Source organism: Klebsiella planticola ATCC 33531 (assembly GCF_000735435.1).
In the GTDB taxonomy this organism is placed as follows: Bacteria; Pseudomonadota; Gammaproteobacteria; order Enterobacterales; family Enterobacteriaceae; genus Klebsiella; species Klebsiella planticola.
The window spans coordinates 1-19,551 of the sequence record NZ_JMPP01000023.1; the positions used below are offsets into that span (position 1 = coordinate 1).

Here is a 19,551-nt window from a genome sequence, read left to right on the forward strand (position 1 = left end):
TTGTAAGGGAGGTGCTCTCCCAGCTGAGCTAATCACCCACTTCTCAATTTCTTGCTACACGGCGGAGACTACATAAGTAGTGGTGGGTGATGACGGGTTCGAACCGCCGACCCCCTCCTTGTAAGGGAGGTGCTCTCCCAGCTGAGCTAATCACCCCCGCTGTGTGGAGTCGCATTATAGGGAGAGTTGAAAATGAGTCAACGCCTTTTCTAAATAATTTGTTTGTTCGTCGTAAAATTAGCCAAAACGATCGCAAAAGCATCCGCGACGCATGATTTATAAACAAAAATAGCAAAGCGTGACGTTCAGACCTGAACAACATTGAGGAATCAGCCCACGGTGTTAGAATATTCACCCATAAATACCCACGGACTCTGCCGGTTGTCGGCATCTTTATTAAACGTAAGGCCATTTCATGAAAATCAAAACTCGCTTCGCGCCCAGCCCGACAGGCTATCTGCACGTTGGCGGTGCGCGTACTGCTCTCTATTCCTGGCTTTTTGCTCGTCATAATGACGGTGAGTTTGTACTGCGTATTGAAGACACCGATCTTGAACGCTCAACGCCGGAAGCAATTGAAGCCATCATGGATGGGATGAACTGGCTGAATCTGGAATGGGATGAAGGTCCGTACTTCCAGACCAAACGTTTTGACCGTTATAACGCCGTCATTGATGAAATGCTGGCAGCGGGTACCGCTTATAAATGCTATTGCTCCAAAGAACGTCTGGACGCGCTGCGTGAAGAGCAGATGGCAAAGGGTGAAAAGCCGCGTTATGACGGGCGCTGCCGCCACGGCCATGAACATCATGCCGATAATGAACCTTGCGTCGTGCGTTTTGCTAACCCGCAGGACGGATCCGTTATTTTTGACGACCAGATCCGTGGGCCAATTGAATTCAGCAACCAGGAACTTGACGATCTGATCATCCGTCGTACCGACGGTTCTCCGACCTACAACTTCTGTGTGGTTGTGGATGACTGGGATATGGAGATCACTCACGTGATCCGGGGTGAAGATCATATCAACAACACCCCGCGTCAGATCAACATCCTGAAAGCGCTGAACGCGCCGGTACCGGTATACGCCCACGTTTCCATGATTAATGGTGATGACGGTAAGAAACTCTCCAAACGTCACGGCGCCGTGAGCGTCATGCAGTATCGTGATGATGGCTACCTGCCGGAAGCTCTGCTGAACTACCTGGTGCGTCTGGGCTGGGCCAGCGGCGATCAGGAGATCTTCAGCCGTGAAGAGATGATCAAGTTGTTCTCTCTCGGAGCAGTAAGCAAATCGGCCAGCGCATTCAACACAGATAAACTGCTGTGGCTGAACCATCACTATATTAATTCGATGGCGCCGGAATACGTAGCGACCTATCTGCAGTGGCATATTGAGCAGGAAAATATCGATACCCGTAACGGCCCGCAGCTGGCTGAGCTGGTCACTCTGCTGGGTGAACGTTGCAAAACGCTGAAAGAGATGGCGGCAAGCTGCCGCTATTTCTACGAGGAGTTTGACGAGTTTGATGCGGACGCAGCGAAGAAACACCTGCGTCCGGTTGCTCGTCAGCCGCTGGAAGTCGTGCGTGACAAACTGGCCGCCATCACTGACTGGACAGCAGAAAATGTTCACCATGCTATTCAGGCGACGGCGGATGAGCTGGAAGTCGGGATGGGTAAAGTCGGGATGCCGCTGCGCGTTGCAGTGACCGGGGCAGGCCAGTCACCGGCTCTTGATGTGACTGTACATGCGATCGGTAAATCCCGCAGCGTAGAACGTATCAATAAAGCGCTGACTTTTATTGCCGAACGTGAAAGCCAGCAATCCTGATTCAGGCTTGCTTCTCGAAGCGTAACGAAGCGGCAGGATATATCCTGCCGTTTTTTTTACCTATTTCTGACTGGCAATACCGAGACGCGACAAGAACCCACTGATGCCTTCACGGGCAAGAAGGTCCCGCAGGCGCTGCTGCTCTTCAGCCGTCATCAGATGCAGCGTCTCGGCAATCTGCCGCCAGATAACGCCAGCATCGTTAACAAAATAGTGGCTGGACGGTTCCGCCAGCTGATGCTCGGTCAGCAGATGACGGAGTGCCGGAATATTGGCCAGAAAATCGAGGACCGGCTTATCAATAATGATCAGACGAGCGCGGCCACCCTTTACGCCGGGAATAGTCTCGGTGCGCCATTTTTGTTCTCTGACCCAGCGGTTAATCGTTTGTCTGGCCAGCCCAAGGCATTCTGCCAGCTCTGCTGGCGTCATTTTATCTTTTAGTTTCATCATTATATTACTGGTCACGAATATCCAGCCGCTGGAGTAACCCGCGAATGCCTTCGCGCAGCAGTAGCGACATCAGCTGTTTCTGTTCCCCGGGAGTCATCTCTTTACTGAGCGTCAGCAGCAAGGGTTCAAGGTCGTTTTCTGCCGGAGAATAAGAAGGGGAGGGTTCCGCCACGCGCTGCGCGCTGCGAATGAATTCTTTGACCTGCTCATTAACGTGTACGAGACGCGCCTTACCGCCCTGCACGCCGGGACGTGGTGATGTTTGCCATCCCTCTTTACGTACCCATTTATTGATCGTCTGCCGGCTGAACCCGGTAAGATGCGCAATTTCTTCAGGTGTCATTCGTTCCTTGAGCATACTATTTCCTGAGTAAAAATGTGGGAATTAGTTGCTCATGTTATAGCATCCTTTTACGCGAAAGAGTGACATGTTTAACGTCTACCTGCGATAAGGCTCGCAATGTCAGCGAGTTGCCTGCTTTTTCAGCGATCAAATTGCGAGGCTTCATTTTGCCGTTGACACCTGACGAAGGAATTCATATTATGCCGCCCGTCAACACGACACGTTTTACGGTTCGGGGCTATAGCTCAGCTGGGAGAGCGCTTGCATGGCATGCAAGAGGTCAGCGGTTCGATCCCGCTTAGCTCCACCAAACACTGTTCCCATCAGGTTTGGTTCGTAAAACACTTGTGGGGCTATAGCTCAGCTGGGAGAGCGCTTGCATGGCATGCAAGAGGTCAGCGGTTCGATCCCGCTTAGCTCCACCAAATTCAGAACCCTCGCTACGGCGGGGGTTTTTTTTTGCCATCGCGAATGTAAAGCACTTTCTGGTTAAGTCAGAAAACATACAGCCATTAGAATTCTATGTAATTTAAGATTCTTCCTCAGGTTATTTTCTTGCCTGGATTTATTATCCCCTTTAGTATTTTATTCAATATAAAATAGTATTATCCAGCGCCGGAGTTTTTATTAACAATAATGATTGATAATTTTAACATTGATATCAGAAAAACGTTTCTCGCGTTGGTTGTTTGTTTAATTTCAATCCCATTAGCCAGGTTTATTTCACCTCTGGCTATCGTCGACGGGAATCAGGTTTTTCTCGCCTGGCTACCATTAAGCATGATGTATGCGGTTATCTTTATTTTTGGCCGCTACGCAATCGCACCATTAATTATTTCGTTTGCTATTACTAATCATATCATCCTTCCCCTGACGGCCTTGCAGTCGGTGCTGCTGCTATTTTGCCAGCTATTTTCAGTGCTGGTGTCCTGCGCGATTGTCAGAATGCTGATTGGCAGGACCTGGCGCAGCGGGCTGACGGCAAAGTATATGGGGACGCGGATTTTCTGGGGCGCTTTTTTTGCACCGGTGTTAATGAAACTGACCATGTATCTGGTCGGCGTGTTTTTCGCATTCCCGCTGGCTATCTCTAGTTATTTCAAAGGGATGCCGGCCGTGTATACTATTATTGATATACAAAGCCTGATCAGCGCGGCGTTAATATTTACCACCTTCTTTTATTACCCAATGCGGATGCTTATCAGTCCGCGTTACGCAAAATTATTCTGGCGGCGCCATTGCCAGCCATGGTTTACCCGCGAACGACGGGCATTTACCCTGTACTGGTTTATGGCGCTGGGGGCCATATTGCTGGTGCTTTGCGCCCCCTATAATTCTGATTATATTGCAGGTTATTTAGTACCACTTATTTTCATTCTCTATTTTATCGGCATTAGCCGCCTGGGCCATGTATTAATTCGTATTTCCTGGTCTGTTTCGGCATTTTTACTCGTTGCCTATAATCAAAATTTTCTGCAAGGTGTCCAGACTGAATACTCCCTGTCATTTGTGCTTTCCGTGCTGATCTCATTCACCATCTGTTTGTTTTATATGGTAGATATTTACGGCCAGAACGAACGAATTAAACTCAGATGGCGGGATCAGGCCCAGGAAGATCCGTTAACCGGGCTCCCGAACCTGCGCGCGCTGGAATGCTATCTGCGCCAGGATGCTGATTTCGTCATCAGCAGCTTACGGATCGCTAACCTCGACTTTCTCAGCCGTCATTACGGCATGATGATGGGGGTGCATTGCAAACAGCAAATTGCCAGCAAATTACGGCCGCTGCTGGGGGAAAGGGATGAACTCTTCCAGTTGCCGGGGAGCGAGTTATTACTGGTTTTAGGCGGCCCAGATCCTTCCGCGCGGCTGGGTCATATGGTGGCGATGCTGAATCACAAGAAGTTCAGCTGGCATAATCAAACGCTGGATCTGGAGTTTGGCGCGTCCTGGGCAAGACATCGCGGCATCGAAGAAGAGCTGCATCCCATGCTGGGCCAACTGAGCTGGCTGTCAGAGCAGGCAGGGAACGGTCGGCAGGTGCTGGCACTGGACGCCGCGCAAGAGCAGGTTTCTGACCAAACCAGCGAGCAGGTTCGGATGTTGACCCAGGTGAAGCGGGCGCTGAATGAACGCGATCTTGTGCTGTATGCCCAGCCGATCCAGAATTCGGCCGGCGAGGGGTATCATGAAATCCTGACGCGGATGCGCTGTGGCCAGTCGATGATGACGCCAGACCAGTTTATTCCGCTGATTGTTCAGTTCAACCTGAGCCAGCGTTTTGACATGCTGGTGCTGGAGATGCTTTTCAGCACGCTGCATCAGTACCCGGGGCAACATTTTTCGGTTAATTTGCTGCCTTACACGTTGATGCAAAATGATAGCGCCGCGCAGATTATCGCCTTGTTTAAACGCTATCAGCTGTCGCCGGAGGCCATCACCATCGAGATTACCGAAGAGCAGGCGTTCAGCGATGCGGGAGAAAGTATGCATAACATTGATCTGCTGCGGGATTTTGGCTGCGCTATTGCCATTGATGATTTCGGTACGGGTTACGCCAACTACGAACGTCTGAAGCGCCTGCAGGCGGATATCGTAAAGATTGACGGCTGTTTTGTCCGCGATCTCGAGAGCGAGCCGCTGGATGTGATTATGATTAAATCCATTATTGAAGTGGCGAAAGTTAAAAATATGACAGTGGTGGCGGAGTTCGTTGAGACGGAAGAGCAAAAAGAGAAACTGCTGGCATTAGGCGTCGACTATTTGCAGGGATATTTAATCGGCAAGCCGCGGCCGCTCAGTGAGCTGCGGGCGTAAAAAAGCCGGGGCAAGCCCGGCTTTTTTATCATCTTGTCAGCTTACAGAACCAGTGCGGCGATAGACGCCGAGAGCACGCTCACCAGAGTCGAACCGTAAACCAGCTTCAGACCAAAGCGGGATACCACGTTACCCTGTTCTTCGTTCAGGCCTTTAATCGCCCCGGCAATAATCCCGATAGAGGAGAAGTTGGCGAAGGAGACCAGGAAGATAGAGATAATGCCTTCAGCGCGTGGAGAGAGCGTGCTGGCAATTTTCTGCAGATCCATCATCGCCACAAATTCGTTAGACACCAGTTTGGTGGCCATAATACTGCCCACCTGCAGCGCTTCCCCTGCCGGGACGCCCATCACCCAGGCCACCGGATAGAAGATGTAGCCAAGGATCCCCTGGAAGGAGATGCTGTAGCCAAACCAGCCGGTAACGGTAGCGAACAGGGCGTTCAGCGCGGAGATCAAGGCGATGAAACCGATCAGCATTGCTGCAACGATAATGGCAACTTTAAAGCCTGCCAGAATGTATTCACCCAGCATTTCAAAGAAGCTCTGACCTTCATGCAGGTTGGACATCTGCAGGTTTTCTTCGCTTTCTTCGACGCGATATGGGTTAATCAGCGACAGGACAATAAAGGTACTGAACATGTTGAGCACCAGCGCAGCCACGACATATTTAGGCTGCAGCATCGTCATGTAGGCACCGACGATAGACATGGAGACGGTCGACATCGCGGTCGCAGCCATGGTGTACATCCGGTTGCGCGACATTTTGCCCAGAATATCTTTATAGGCGATAAAGTTTTCTGACTGGCCCAGAATCAGGGAACTGACGGCGTTGAATGATTCCAGTTTGCCCATGCCGTTAATCTTGGACAGCACGGTACCAATGGCGCGAATGACCACAGGCAGGATACGAATATGCTGCAAAATACCGATCAGCGCAGAGATAAAGACGATAGGGCAGAGAACTTTCAGGAAGAAGAAAGCCAGGCCTTTGTCATTCATATTGCCGAAAACGAAGTTTGTCCCTTCGTTTGCAAAGCCGAGAAGTTTTTCGAACATCTCGGAGAAGCCTTTCACAAAACCCAGACCGATATCAGAGTTCAGGAAGAACCATGCCAGCAAAACTTCAATGACAAGTAATTGAATAACATAACGAATACGAATTTGGTTACGGTTATGGCTGACCAGAAGGGCCAGTATAGCCACCACTACGATCGCGAGGATAAAATGCAAGACGCGGTCCATATTTGCTCCAAATATGAGGCAGGTTAAATTTCTGTGCACATTCTATGTAACAAGACTAAAGAAAACGAGATCAAATCCACACTATTGCAATGAACTGTGACCAATCACCAAATTAGTGATCAAACATACATTTTTGTTATGTAGCGTAAAGGTTTTAAAAGTTGCTTAGATTGTACTAATCTGTGAACTGGCGAGATGCGAATTCATCAATGCCATTTTTTTCGTTGTTAGCCGCTATCGTTCCCCCCTATCAAAGCAATAATGATCATCTTCCTAAATGAACTTGATAATCATTCGCATTTTGATAACATAAAACATAGCAAAGGCTATATTTCAGAGGCAGAAAATGACTAGCAGTCGCGTTGAGAATAGCAGCGGTCGCGCAGCGCGCAAGATGAAGCTCGCCTTGATGGGGCCTGCGTTCATTGCTGCCATTGGATATATCGATCCCGGCAACTTCGCCACCAATATTCAGGCTGGCGCCAGCTTTGGCTACCAGCTGCTGTGGGTGGTGGTATGGGCAAATCTGATGGCGATGCTGATTCAGGTGCTATCGGCAAAGCTCGGTATTGCTACGGGTAAAAACCTGGCGGAACAGATTCGCGATCACTATCCGCGTCCGGTGGTGTGGTTTTACTGGGTGCAGGCGGAAATTATCGCCATGGCTACCGACCTCGCCGAATTTATTGGGGCGGCCATTGGCTTTAAGCTGATTCTTGGCGTGTCGTTACTGCAGGGTGCAATATTAACCGGGATTGCCACCTTCTTAATCCTGATGCTGCAGCGTCGCGGGCAAAAGCCGCTGGAAAAAGCGATCGGTGGTTTACTGCTGTTTGTTGCAGCCGCCTACATTGTAGAGCTGATTTTCTCCCAACCGGCGTTGGCGCCGCTGGCGAAAGGGATGATCGTCCCGAGTTTGCCAAACGGTGAAGCCGTGTTCCTTGCCGCCGGCGTGCTCGGCGCGACGATCATGCCACACGTCATCTATTTACACTCGTCGTTAACGCAGAATCTGCACGACGGTACGCGAAAAGAGCGTTATCACGCCACCCGCTGGGACGTTGCGATAGCGATGACCATTGCCGGGTTTGTTAACCTGGCGATGATGGCCACCGCCGCCGCCGCATTTCACTTTAATGGCCACACGGGGATTGCCGACCTGGATCAGGCATATTTGACGCTGGAACCGCTGTTAAGCCACGCGGCAGCCACCATCTTTGGCCTGAGTCTGGTAGCCGCAGGGTTGTCATCGACGGTGGTGGGAACGCTGGCAGGACAGGTCGTCATGCAGGGCTTTATTCGCTTCCATATTCCGCTGTGGTTTCGTCGTGCGGTAACGATGCTGCCTTCGTTTATTGTCATTATGATGGGACTGGACCCGACGAGAATTCTGGTAATGAGCCAGGTACTGCTGAGTTTTGGGATCGCCCTGGCGCTGGTCCCGCTGCTGATTTTCACCAGTAATTCGCAGCTGATGGGGGATTTGGTCAATACCCTGTGGGTGAAACGGACGGGGTGGGCGATTGTTGGCGTTGTGGTATTGCTCAATGGTTGGCTGCTGGTTGGCACGATCTTCGGGCTGTAATCATGTCGATAGCCATCAAAAAGGGGAGCCATCTGGCTCCCCTTTTTGATTAATGATGGCCATGACCGTGGCCGCGACCGCCGCCTGGTCCGCGACCCCAGCCGCCGCGTCGGTCATCGCGGTCATTCCAGCCTTCGCGATAGCCACGTTCGTAGGCTTTACGTTTATCCCAGCCGCGATGCCAGCCGTTATCGTGATGACGCCAGCGGTTATCGCGCCATTCATAGTGACGACGCCAGTAATCACGGTCGCGCCAGCCGCCACCGTCCCAGTAGTTACCGTAATTATCACGATCGCCTATTTGTAATTTTACAGATGGCAGCAGGGTGATCTCTCCGGCATTTGCAACCAGTGGCGCTGAGGCCAAAAGCACCGCAGCCAGAATCAGTGACCTGAACATACTCTTCTCCTTCACGATCGGGGCCTGAGCACCGGATGATATTGGCGCTCATTGGGCCTGTTAACGTGATATTACGGGGCGGTAAAGCCCCGCAGCATTGGATGAACTCCTAAATCGCGGATAAGAGCACTTTTTGCTAAAGTAAAATTGAGTTTACGCCGCAAGGATGGCGTCAATTGCCGCACACTCTTCGGCGCTGAAATGGCGATTCGCCAGCATACCCACGGCATCATCAAGCTGGGTGGTTTTACTGGCGCCAATCAGGACTGAAGTCACTTTCTCTTCCCGTAAAACCCAGGCCAGCGCCATCTGTGAGAGCTTTTGCCCGCGGGCCCCGGCCAGCGCGTCCAGTTGACGAACCTTCTCGAGCTTCGCCTCGGTTAACTGCTCCGCTTGCAGGAAGCGACTGCCGCTGGCGGCGCGGGAGTCTGCCGGAATACCCTGTAAATAGCGGTCGGTGAGTTGACCGCCCGCCAGCGGTGAAAACGCGATGCTTCCCACCCCTTCAGCCTGCAGAAAATCGAGCAATCCGTCCTCAACCCAGCGCTCGAGCATGGAATATTTAGGTTGATGAATCAGACACGGTGTTCCGAGGTCATTAAGGATGCGCACCGCTTCGGCAGCCTGCTCAAGCGGATAGTTGGAAAGCCCGACATACAGCGCCTTGCCCTGGCGCACGAGATGGTCCAGCGCACGCATGGTTTCCTGTAACGGTGTTTCGGGATCCGGGCGGTGATGATAGAAGATATCAACGTACTCCAGCCCCATCCGCTTCAGGCTTTGATCGAGACTGGCGACCAGGTATTTACGCGATCCCCAGTCGCCATAAGGGCCGTCCCACATGGTGTAGCCGGCTTTACTGGAGATAATCAGTTCATCGCGCCAGGGTAAAAAGTCCTCGCGCAGGATGCGGCCGAAATTGCTTTCCGCCGAGCCCGGGGGCGGCCCGTAATTGTTGGCTAAATCAAAATGGGTCATGCCAAGATCAAAGGCATGTCGCAGCAGCTGACGGCTGGTTTCCACCCGCGTTTCGTCGCCAAAATTGTGCCAGAGGCCGAGTGAAATGGCCGGGAGCTTTAATCCGCTCCGGCCACAACGGCGGTATTCCATCGTTTGATATCGTGCCGCATTTGCCTGGTAAACCATACTTCCTCCGCAGATAGAACAGGTTGTGTATACGTTTACACTAAAGAATGTTCAGCGCGGAGTACACACTTCAAAGGCGTAAATTTTGCTTTCCACCCCGATTATTGACCGCTATCTGGACAGTTGGATCGCTTATTCAATACTCAGATCACCTGCAACGGGAAGAGGAGTATGGAGATGCAACCGACTTACACCATTGGCGATTATCTGCTGGATCGTCTCGTAGATTGCGGCATAGACCGCTTGTTTGGCGTACCTGGAGATTACAATTTACAATTCCTCGACCGCGTCATCGCGCACGAAGCGCTGGGATGGGTTGGCTGTGCGAATGAGCTGAATGCAGCTTACGCCGCCGACGGGTATGCGCGCATCAAAGGCGCCGGGGCGCTGTTGACGACCTACGGCGTCGGTGAGCTGAGCGCGCTTAACGGCGTGGCCGGTAGCTATGCGGAACATATTCCGGTGCTACATATCGTCGGCGCGCCTGGCACCGGGGCCCAGCAGCGCGGAGAACTGCTGCACCATACGCTGGGGGATGGCGACTTCACGCACTTTGCGCGGATGAGCGAGCAGATCACCTGCACGCAGGCTACGTTGACGGCGGGGAATGCCTGCCACGAAATCGATCGCGTGCTGAGCGAGATGCTCACCCACCATCGCCCCGGTTATCTGATGTTACCTGCCGATGTGGCGAAAGCAAAAGCGACGCCGCCCGCTCGTCGTCTGGCGATCGAAGGGCCGCCTGCGGATGAGAATCAGCTGGCCGGATTCCGTGAGCATGCCGGGCAGATGCTGCGCAGCAGTCGGCAGGTATCATTGCTGGCGGATTTCCTCACCCAGCGCTATGGTCTGCAGGATACGCTACGGATGTGGGTGGCGAAAACGCCGATTGCCTGCGCCACGATGCTGATGGGAAAAGGGTTGTTTGATGAGCAGCAGCCTGGCTTTGTCGGCACCTATAGCGGTATCGCCAGCGCGCCGCAAACGCGTGAGGCAATCGAAAACGCCGATACGATCATCTGCGTTGGAACCCGCTTCACCGACACCATCACTGCCGGATTTACCCAGCATTTACCCCTTGAACGCACGATTGAAATTCAGCCTTTTGCCGTCAGAGTGGGCGACCACTGGTTCAGCCGTATTCCGATGGATCAAGCCCTTAAGGAGTTAATGATTCTGTCTGCCAGCCTGTCAGCAGAGTGGAGGTTGCCAGACTGCTCTGCGCCGGAGGTGGAAAGCATGACGGGCGGCAGCCTGACGCAGAGCAGTTTCTGGAGTACCGTACAAGAGCAGCTGCGTCCCGGGGATATTATTCTTGCCGATCAGGGAACCGCGGCTTTCGGCGTTGCGGCGCTCAAGCTGCCCTCCGACGCCACCCTGCTGGTCCAGCCGCTATGGGGATCGATAGGATTTACCTTACCGGCCGCCTACGGCGCCCAAACCGCAGCGCCGGGCAGAAGGGTGGTGCTGATAGTGGGCGACGGGGCAGCTCAGCTGACGATCCAGGAGCTGGGGTCGATGCTACGCGATAAACAGAACCCGCTGATCCTGCTGCTTAATAACGAGGGTTATACGGTTGAACGTGCGATTCACGGTCCGGAGCAGCGTTATAACGATATTGCGCTGTGGGACTGGAACCGCTTGCCGGGAGCCTTCGCCCCCAATGTTCCTTCCCGATGCTGGCGCGTGACGCGCACGGAAGAGCTTGAAGAGGCGATGGCCGACAGTATTGGCTCCGATAAGCTGACGCTGGTGGAGGTCATGCTGCCCAAAATGGATATTCCTGACTTCCTGCGCGCGGTAACCCAGGCTCTGGAAGAGAGAAACAGCCGCATCTAGTCGTTTCGTCGCCTGGCTATCATCATCGGTTTCCCGGCCAAAAGCAGCCAGGCCGGGAGCATCACGATACACAGCAGCGGTAGCAGCGTCGTATCCGGCACGACGACCGCCGCCATAAACAGGCTGAGCCAGCCATCGCGGGTTACCACCAGAGTCATGCCCAGGATGGCGCAGGAGACCGTGATCGCGGCCGGAACGGCCTCGACATGGGCGTGCAGCATAAAGCCGAGCGCCACGCCGACGAAGACCGCGGGGAATATTCTCCCGCCGCGAAAACCACTGGCGGAGGCAATCACCAGCGCCGCCAGCTTCACCAGCGCAATCAGCAAAAAGTCGCCGGCCGTCAGGGTCTGGCTTAAGGCGATTTGCTGCATCTCCTCCAGGCCTTTAAACAACGTAATATGTCCGCCGGCAGCGCCGAGAATCCCCAGCAGCAGGCCGCCGAGACCCAGCGTCAGCACCGGATTTTTCAGACGGTTCATCAACGCATGCAGCCGCGGCAAGCACCAGACGGCCACCATTCCTACGGCAATAGCGATAAGCGTCACGATAGCGCCGCTTAAGATATCCACGAAATGCATTTGCGGATAAACGGGGATGGGCAACGAGAAATTAGGATGGACGAACAGATCCGTAGTCAGGGCACCCGCCGCTGCCGCCAGCAGGGGCGCGAACAACCGGTCCCACAGCGGCACATCGTTACTGCTGTTGAGGGTTTGCGAAAAAATCAACGCGGCGGCTACCGGGGTGCCAAACAGCGCGCCGATCGTGCCGGAGGCGGCAAGAATGGTCCAGTCCAGCGAACTGACTCGGGGGAACAGGCGAGAGCCGATCGCGACGGCAAGGGCGATATTCATCACCATGACCGGATGCTCAGGCCCGAGGCTGACCCCGCCCGCGAGACCTAATACCAGCGCGGCGACCAGACCCGGCAGCGCACCGGTGCTGATGGGAGCGCCAATTAACGATTCGGTGGCCGGGTCCGGCCCGGCATGCCCGGGGCTAAAACGTACCACCAGTCCCACGGCAATACCGGTTAGCGTGAGTACGGCGATAGTCCACAGCTGGCCACTGGCTTCGATGCCTAAACTCAACGGCACGCTGGACCAGATAACATGCTGCAATATGGCTGCAATCTTCATCGTCACAATCAATACCAGGCTGGAAGCGATACCGATAATCACGGCGGGTATCGATAACAACAGCATCGTTCTGGCGCGCGGATGCAGCATGAAACATTTCCTTTTAAAGGTTGTGAAGCACGATTTTGCCCGTGCCTCTGAGGGGCGTCGATGCAAATGGTGCTGAAACGATAAACTGATGGCTATGCCTGACGATCCCGCAGTGCGTTGAGAATCATTTTGCACAGATTACAACCTAAATGTGACATAGGTCGCTAAACTGTGGGCACTTATACGTTGGTCGTTGTTGTTAAGGCATCATGAATTTACAGTGTGCCAAAAGAATCATTTTGACTTTAGTGGAGCCGTAACGGAATGACAAAATTTGCTTTAGTAGGAGACGTCGGCGGAACCAATGCCCGACTGGCATTATGCGATATGGCAAGCGGGGAGATTTCCCAGGCAAAAACCTATTCCGGGCTCGATTACCCCAGTCTTGAAGCCGTTGTCCGCGTCTATCTTGACGAGCGGGGCGTTGAGGTTGAAGACGGTTGCATCGCCATTGCCTGCCCGATCACCGGTGACTGGGTGGCGATGACCAACCATACGTGGGCCTTTTCCATCGCCGAGATGAAAAAGAACCTCGGGTTCTCACATCTGGAGATCATCAACGATTTTACGGCGGTTTCGATGGCGATCCCGATGCTGAAGGCTGAGCATCTGATTCAGTTTGGCGGCACGACGCCGGTAGAGGGGAAACCTATCGCCGTCTACGGCGCAGGCACCGGTCTGGGCGTGGCGCATCTGGTGCATGTCGACAAACGCTGGGTGAGTCTGCCGGGTGAAGGGGGGCACGTTGATTTCGCGCCGAACAGCGAAGAAGAGGGGATTATCCTCGAAGAGCTGCGCGCGGAGCTGGGGCATGTCTCGGCCGAGCGTGTATTATCCGGCCCGGGGCTGGTTAATCTGTATCGGGCGATAGTGAAATCAGACGGTCGCCTGCCGGAAAACCTCCAGCCGAAAGATGTGACCGAACGCGCGCTGGCCGACACCTGTATCGATTGCCGTCGTGCGCTGTCGCTGTTCTGCGTGATTATGGGACGCTTTGGCGGCAACCTGGCGCTGACGCTGGCCACCTTCGGCGGCGTGTATATTGCTGGCGGCATTGTCCCGCGCTTCCTGGAGTTCTTTAAAGCTTCCGGTTTCCGCGGAGGATTTGAAGACAAGGGGCGTTTTAAAGCCTTCGTCCAGGATATTCCGGTCTACCTGATCGTTCACGATAATCCGGGCCTGCTGGGCTCCGGGGCGCATCTGCGCCAGACGCTCGGACAGATTCTCTAATCTTGTCGTAGCCAGCCCGTTCCGGCGCCGCCGTGCGCGGGCGGGCTACACTTATCGGCCCTTGCTACAGATGCATGAGCTGGCGAAATTCTTTGACCTTGCTGCGACTGACCGGCACCTGAAACTCCAGATCGCGTAAGCGCAGAATATAGGTGTTGTTGAACCAGGGCTCAATCTCGCGAATTTTATTCAGGTTAACGCAGTATGAGCGGTGGCAACGGAAGAAGTGCGCTGGCGGCAGCTTGCCGCAAAACTCCGTGATGTTCATTGGCATCACGAATGATTCCCGTCGGGTGTAGACAAAGGTCATTTTTTCGTGGGCTTCCGCATAGTAAATATCGTGAATACTGGTCACGATAATTCGCTCATCTTTAATGAGATTGATCGTGTCATTTTCCCGCTGCGGATTGGCAGACGTCCCGGTCTGGCTACCTGACTGCTGCTGTAGCTGCCAGGCGCTGGTCAGCTTTTGCAGCATGTTAATGATGCGTGATTCCTGATATGGCTTCAGGATGTAGTCAAACGCTTCCAGTTCAAATGCCTCTACAGCGTGCTCTTTCCAGGCGGTGATAAACACAATAAACGGTTTATGCGCGAACTGGCTGATATTCTGCGCCAGCAGAACGCCGTCCAGCGAAGGTATGTTGATGTCGAGAAAAATGGCATCAACCTTGTTGTGCTGCAGAAACTTCAGCACGTCCAGCCCGTCGTCGAAGGTCCCGACAATCTCCATCTGGCTGTGGGTGTTAATTAACCATGTGAGCTCCTGCTGTGCCGGGAACTCGTCTTCAACGATGATGACTTTCATTTTTTCTCCGTTCATGGCAACAGAGACACCGGAGTGGTCTGGGAGACAAGTTTATTAGGCACGTAGAACGCAATCTCCGTTCCCGGATTCATGCGGCGGATATGGAGTCCTTCGCCATACAGCAATTTTACCCGATGGTGGACGTTGAGCAGACCGATTTTATTACCCGGCATTTCATCCGCTTCCACCCGCGCGACCACGGCAGGATCGATACCATTCCCGGTATCGCGAACGCTAATCCGGACCCGATTACCGCACTCGTTGATGCCGAGGGTGACGACGCCTTTGCCTTTGCACGGCTGGATCCCGTGGACAATGGCATTTTCCACCAGCGGCTGAATCAGCAGGCTCGGTATCACGCAGCTGACCTCATCGTCGATGTCGTAGATGACGGTCAGCTTATCGCCGAAGCGCGCCTGTTCGATGGCAATATAATCCTTGATTTGGTACAGCTCTCTTTTGATATCAATCTGTTCGTCGTCTTTTAATTCAATGTTATAGCGTAAATAGCGCGACAAATTAAAAATGAGCTGACGGGCGGTATCCGGATTCATGCGAATCGAGGATGAAATCGCATTGAGGGCGTTAAAGAGAAAGTGCGGGTTGATTTTGCTCTGCAGGGCGCGCAGCTCGGCCTTGTTGGCCATTTCACGTAGCTGTTCCGCCCGCGAGACCTCCAACTGAGTGGAGATGATTTGCGACAGACCGACGGCCATCTCCTGCAGGGATGAGGTGATGCGATGGGCGTGGCAGTAATAAATTTTCAGCGTACCGGTCACCACGCCTTTCTCCCGTAGCGGAATGACCAGCATGGAGTGAATCTCCGGCGTTCTGTAGGCCTCATCATTGTTTTTTATAATGATTTTTCCGCTCTCGATAGCCTGGCGGGTGGTGGGGCTGATGTCATTATCACTATCGCGATAGTTGCTTTCGCCAAACCCGACGTAGGCCAGAACCCGATCGGTGGTGGTGATGGCCACCGCGTCGGCATTGATATCGCGGCGAATGATATCGCACACCTGACGCAGGGATTCGCTGTTCACATGACGGAAGAGCGGCAGCGTTTTGTTGGCGATATCCAGCGCCAGTTTTGCCTGGCGCGCGGCGCTGGCCTCCTTTTCACCCTCGACGCTCTGGACCAGTAGCACGATAAAACCGATACAGACGCTGCCAAGGATCATCGGGATCCCGATTTTGGAGACGATATCTACGCCCAGCGAAAACGACGGCGCCCAAAAGACCACGAGGATCATGGTTAAGGTTTCGCAGAGCATCCCGGCGAGAATCCCGATCTTCCAGCGCTGAGCTTTTGGCACTTTGCGATTAATCAGCCCTGACAACAACCCGGCGACAATACTGGTGATAAAGCAGGGGATAGCAGTTACACCATCAATATCAATGAGATAACGATGAACGCCGGCAATCACCCCCACGATAGCTCCGACCCAGGGGCCAAATAAAATCCCCCCCGACATCACCGCGATAATCCGCACGTTAACCAGAGAACCCTCTACCGGCACGCCAGACCAGGTACTGAACAGAGCAAACAGGGAAAAAATGGCGATAACCGCCAGCAGCTCTTTCGGTGTATGTGCCGATTTATGCAGTAGCTCGCGAAACAGGCGCAGACGGATAAGGAAAAAAAGGCAAATCAACATGAGTGCCGCGCGGTCAAAAACCGCCAGCAGCATTGTGAATATTTCGTGCATGGGTGCGCCGTGTCTATCGCGGGAAAGCGACATGATAAAAAACCTCGCGCCAGAAGGCCAGCCGAAGCGTTGAATAGGGAAAAGTCATACTAAAAAAAGGGGATTGATCGCCGGGCCGGTGTCAACGTGATGAGCGGAGGGTGAATGATATAAACAGGTAAATTAATAGATATTAATATGTTGCATCTAATTTTCGTACCGGCTAAATCGAGGACCTCCGCCGCTGCATGTCATGATGCTGATGCCCGTTTTTTTCGCCAGCGATTATTTTTTTCTCACCCCCTCGACAGCATCATTTTTTTCGGGTTATTTTCTAAGCTCGTCGCAAACGCGACAGCGTCGCTCGGACGGTCCGGGCGCTAACGTTACTCTGAGGAATCTATGACTGCATCCAGTCCTGAACGCCGTTTTACGCGTATCGATCGTCTGCCCCCTTACGTTTTTAATATTACTGCTGAACTGAAAATGGCTGCGCGTCGGCGCGGTGAAGATATTATCGATTTCAGCATGGGCAACCCGGACGGCGCGACGCCGCCGCATATCGTTGAAAAACTGTGCACCGTTGCCCAGCGGCCCGATACGCACGGCTACTCTACCTCCCGCGGTATTCCTCGCCTGCGCCGCGCCATTTCGCGCTGGTATCAGGATCGCTATAACGTTGAAATCGACCCGGAATCGGAAGCGATTGTCACAATTGGCTCAAAAGAGGGGCTGGCGCATCTGATGCTGGCGACGCTGGATCATGGCGACACGGTGCTGGTGCCCAATCCAAGCTACCCGATCCATATCTATGGCGCGGTGATTGCCGGTGCGCAGGTGCGTTCCGTGCCGCTGGTGGAGGGCGTTGATTTCTTCAATGAGCTGGAGCGGGCGATTCGTGAAAGTTACCCGAAACCGAAAATGATGATCCTCGGTTTCCCGTCCAACCCGACCGCGCAGTGCGTCGAACTGGAATTCTTTGAAAAAGTGGTCGCGCTGGCCAAGCGTTACGATGTGCTGGTGGTACACGATCTGGCCTATGCCGACATCGTTTATGATGGCTGGAAGGCCCCTTCGATTATGGAAGTTCCCGGCGCGCGCGATGTGGCCGTGGAGTTCTTTACCCTCTCCAAAAGCTACAACATGGCCGGCTGGCGTATCGGCTTCATGGTCGGTAATAAAACGCTGGTCAATGCATTAGCGCGTATTAAAAGCTATCACGATTACGGCACCTTCACTCCATTGCAGGTCGCGGCAATTGCGGCGCTGGAAGGCGACCAGCAGTGCGTTCGTGATATCGCCGAGCAGTACAAGCGCCGTCGCGATGTGCTGGTTAAAGGGCTGCACGAAGCAGGCTGGATGGTCGAGTGTCCGAAGGCATCCATGTACGTTTGGGCGAAGATCCCCGAGCAGTATGCGGCGCTGGGCTCGCTGGAGTTTGCGAAAAAGCTGCTGCAGGATGCGAAAGTATGCGTTTCGCCGGGTATCGGCTTCGGTGATTACGGGGATACCCATGTGCGCTTTGCGCTTATCGAAAACCGCGATCGTATCCGCCAGGCGATTCGCGGGATCAAATCGATGTTTCGTGCCGACGGGCTGCTGCCAGCAGCGGGCAAGTCAGCCGGCGAAGGCCTCGAATAACGGCGCGAAAGAAAGAAAAGTGCCAACAAAAAACGGGAGCCGCTGGCTCCCGTTTTTTTTGACTCTGGCTGCGCTTAAATCATCAGGGCAAAAGTACCGGCCCAAACGATGACCATAAAAGATACGCCCATAATAAAGTATTTCACGACTCATCACTCCGCGTTCTCGGCGAAACGCCTAAATGAATTTAATCTTCATTGTTGATTCTGATCCGTCGCGGCAAAACCAGAGGATTCTGGCGGCCGCGGCAGGTCGAAATTCTGTGCTGTAACTGCTCCAGATGGCGCTAATGTACGCCTAAAAAATGAGGGAAACAAGAGGCATTTTTTTATTAATTTTTAGTTACTTACGAGTGTCGTGATTCGGCGACACATTAATTTCATTCGGTAATAAATTCCATTCTGGCGACGGCATTTTGCCATAGCCGCCTTTACGCGATAGCTGTTTGATTTTGGGATTTATTCTATTGGCGATGCCGAGGATGCGCTGCGGGAAACGCGCTCCCGCAGCGCAACATTCGGGCTTAATCGGCGGCATGTTCAGGTTGGCGCCACGCTTGCGGAAAGCGTGCCGGTGCAAAACGCAGGGTGACGCCCATCAGAGCGGCGACGCAGACGGCATGAAACGCCCAGTCCAGCACATAATTACCGCTCAGGCTTCGCAGCAGGCCCGATAACCACGGGGAGGCGCCGGCCACCATAAAACCGATGCCCTGCATAAAGGCCACCAGTCGGCCTGCAATCGCCGGATGGCGGGCGTGATCGAGCGCCAGTACCAGGCACAACGGGAATGCGCCGCCTAACCCTATGCCGCCGCACACGGCCCATAGCAACGGGAACTGTAGCGGCAGCCAGATGAACCCACAGAAACCAATAAGCTGCAGCATCAGCGTCAAGAGTAATAGTCTGCGGCGATCGTCGTGACGTGCCAGCATTGGTATCAGCAGCGCGCCTGCGGTCTGGCCGACGGTCATCATGGCCAGCAGGGTTCCGCTAAACTGGGCGCTATAGCCCAACTGCATGTAATAGGGGGGCAGCCAGGCGATCAGACTGGCGTAACCGCCGTTAATCAGGCCGAAGTACAGCCCGAGCGTCCAGGCGCGGCGGCGGCGGAAAACAGACCCGTTTGCCCGGGGCGCGACCTGATGTTGCCCGGTAGGCTGCATGCGGCTGACTGACCACCAGCTAAGCAGCGCTGCGATGGCGGGCAGGGCCCACCAGGCGAGCGCGTAATGCCAAAGGGCGCTGTGCTGCGCCAGCCACGGCGTCAACGCGGCTCCCAGGCCGCCGCC

The 19,551-nt window shown here is 53.8% G+C and carries 16 protein-coding genes and 3 tRNA genes; 8 read left to right on the plus strand and 11 right to left on the minus strand.

The window, feature by feature from the left end; translation table 11 throughout:
- Positions 1–80: 80 nt before the first annotated feature.
- A tRNA-Val gene (locus GRPL_RS14700) sits at positions 81–156 on the minus strand.
- Positions 157–415: 259 nt separating this feature from the next.
- Between GRPL_RS14700 and gltX the strand changes: the two genes are divergently transcribed.
- Positions 416–1,834 carry a glutamate--tRNA ligase gene (gene gltX, locus GRPL_RS14695; RefSeq protein WP_032695522.1) on the plus strand — a complete coding sequence of 473 codons (1,419 nt, stop codon included), beginning with the start codon at positions 416–418 and terminating at the stop codon, positions 1,832–1,834.
- A gap of 60 nt (positions 1,835–1,894) precedes the next feature.
- On the opposite strand, the gene GRPL_RS14690 is transcribed toward gltX, so the two are convergent.
- Together GRPL_RS14690 and GRPL_RS14685 are read right to left on the minus strand one after the other, a co-directional pair.
- Positions 1,895–2,287: a YfeC-like transcriptional regulator gene (locus GRPL_RS14690; protein ID WP_032686570.1), complete on the minus strand. Its 393-nt coding sequence runs from the start codon at positions 2,285–2,287 to the stop codon at positions 1,895–1,897.
- A 4-nt stretch (positions 2,288–2,291) separates the two neighbouring features.
- Positions 2,292–2,645 (minus strand): YfeC-like transcriptional regulator, encoded by a 354-nt coding sequence (locus GRPL_RS14685; protein WP_004865414.1) that lies wholly within the window; start codon positions 2,643–2,645, stop codon positions 2,292–2,294.
- Positions 2,646–2,864: 219 nt separating this feature from the next.
- On the opposite strand from GRPL_RS14685, the gene GRPL_RS14680 reads away from it, so the two are divergent.
- The 3 genes from GRPL_RS14680 (at position 2,865) to GRPL_RS14670 (ending at position 5,447) form a co-directional block, all read left to right on the plus strand.
- Positions 2,865–2,940: transfer RNA gene (locus tag GRPL_RS14680), tRNA-Ala, on the plus strand.
- A gap of 39 nt (positions 2,941–2,979) precedes the next feature.
- Positions 2,980–3,055 (plus strand) — tRNA-Ala (locus GRPL_RS14675).
- Positions 3,056–3,266: 211 nt separating this feature from the next.
- On the plus strand, positions 3,267–5,447 hold the full coding sequence (locus GRPL_RS14670; protein ID WP_032686571.1) for a sensor domain-containing phosphodiesterase: 2,181 nt from the start codon (positions 3,267–3,269) through the stop codon (positions 5,445–5,447).
- Between the two features lie 41 nt (positions 5,448–5,488).
- Here GRPL_RS14670 and GRPL_RS14665 read toward each other — a convergent pair whose 3' ends face one another.
- The gene (locus GRPL_RS14665; protein ID WP_032686573.1) at positions 5,489–6,691 is read right to left on the minus strand and encodes a NupC/NupG family nucleoside CNT transporter; all 1,203 of its coding nucleotides are present in this window, start codon (positions 6,689–6,691) and stop codon (positions 5,489–5,491) included.
- 346 nt (positions 6,692–7,037) lie between these two features.
- Between GRPL_RS14665 and GRPL_RS14660 the strand changes: the two genes are divergently transcribed.
- Positions 7,038–8,276, plus strand: a complete 1,239-nt coding sequence (locus tag GRPL_RS14660) for an Nramp family divalent metal transporter (protein WP_032686574.1) — start codon at positions 7,038–7,040, stop codon at positions 8,274–8,276.
- Positions 8,277–8,325: 49 nt separating this feature from the next.
- On the opposite strand, the gene GRPL_RS14655 is transcribed toward GRPL_RS14660, so the two are convergent.
- Together GRPL_RS14655 and mgrA are read right to left on the minus strand one after the other, a co-directional pair.
- Positions 8,326–8,676, minus strand: coding sequence for a DUF2502 domain-containing protein (locus GRPL_RS14655; protein WP_032686576.1), 351 nt, complete (start codon positions 8,674–8,676; stop codon positions 8,326–8,328).
- A 153-nt stretch (positions 8,677–8,829) separates the two neighbouring features.
- Positions 8,830–9,822, minus strand: a complete 993-nt coding sequence (gene mgrA / locus GRPL_RS14650) for an L-glyceraldehyde 3-phosphate reductase (RefSeq protein WP_032686577.1) — start codon at positions 9,820–9,822, stop codon at positions 8,830–8,832.
- Positions 9,823–9,999: 177 nt separating this feature from the next.
- On the opposite strand from mgrA, the gene GRPL_RS14645 reads away from it, so the two are divergent.
- On the plus strand, positions 10,000–11,661 hold the full coding sequence (locus tag GRPL_RS14645; RefSeq protein WP_032699043.1) for an alpha-keto acid decarboxylase family protein: 1,662 nt from the start codon (positions 10,000–10,002) through the stop codon (positions 11,659–11,661).
- On the opposite strand, the gene GRPL_RS14640 is transcribed toward GRPL_RS14645, so the two are convergent.
- Positions 11,658–12,893: an ion channel protein gene (locus tag GRPL_RS14640; protein WP_032686579.1), complete on the minus strand. Its 1,236-nt coding sequence runs from the start codon at positions 12,891–12,893 to the stop codon at positions 11,658–11,660. The two genes, GRPL_RS14645 and GRPL_RS14640, sit on opposite strands and share 4 nt — an antisense overlap.
- A gap of 264 nt (positions 12,894–13,157) precedes the next feature.
- Between GRPL_RS14640 and glk the strand changes: the two genes are divergently transcribed.
- Positions 13,158–14,123 (plus strand): glucokinase, encoded by a 966-nt coding sequence (gene glk / locus GRPL_RS14635; RefSeq protein WP_032686580.1) that lies wholly within the window; start codon positions 13,158–13,160, stop codon positions 14,121–14,123.
- A 64-nt stretch (positions 14,124–14,187) separates the two neighbouring features.
- Here the strand turns inward: glk and GRPL_RS14630 are convergent, their stop codons facing one another.
- Both GRPL_RS14630 and GRPL_RS14625 read right to left on the minus strand, forming a co-directional pair.
- Positions 14,188–14,931 carry a LytR/AlgR family response regulator transcription factor gene (locus GRPL_RS14630; protein WP_032699044.1) on the minus strand — a complete coding sequence of 248 codons (744 nt, stop codon included), beginning with the start codon at positions 14,929–14,931 and terminating at the stop codon, positions 14,188–14,190.
- A gap of 11 nt (positions 14,932–14,942) precedes the next feature.
- Positions 14,943–16,622 (minus strand): sensor histidine kinase, encoded by a 1,680-nt coding sequence (locus GRPL_RS14625; protein ID WP_162180075.1) that lies wholly within the window; start codon positions 16,620–16,622, stop codon positions 14,943–14,945.
- Between the two features lie 399 nt (positions 16,623–17,021).
- On the opposite strand from GRPL_RS14625, the gene alaC reads away from it, so the two are divergent.
- Entirely contained in the window at positions 17,022–18,260 is a 1,239-nt protein-coding gene (gene alaC / locus GRPL_RS14620) for an alanine transaminase (protein ID WP_032686582.1), read from the plus strand.
- A 74-nt stretch (positions 18,261–18,334) separates the two neighbouring features.
- On the opposite strand, the gene ypdK is transcribed toward alaC, so the two are convergent.
- Together ypdK and GRPL_RS14615 are read right to left on the minus strand one after the other, a co-directional pair.
- Positions 18,335–18,406 carry a membrane protein YpdK gene (ypdK, locus tag GRPL_RS27725; protein ID WP_099130696.1) on the minus strand — a complete coding sequence of 24 codons (72 nt, stop codon included), beginning with the start codon at positions 18,404–18,406 and terminating at the stop codon, positions 18,335–18,337.
- 377 nt (positions 18,407–18,783) lie between these two features.
- A partial coding sequence (locus tag GRPL_RS14615) for a cyanate transporter (protein ID WP_032699045.1) occupies positions 18,784–19,551 on the minus strand: 768 nt, incomplete at its 5' end.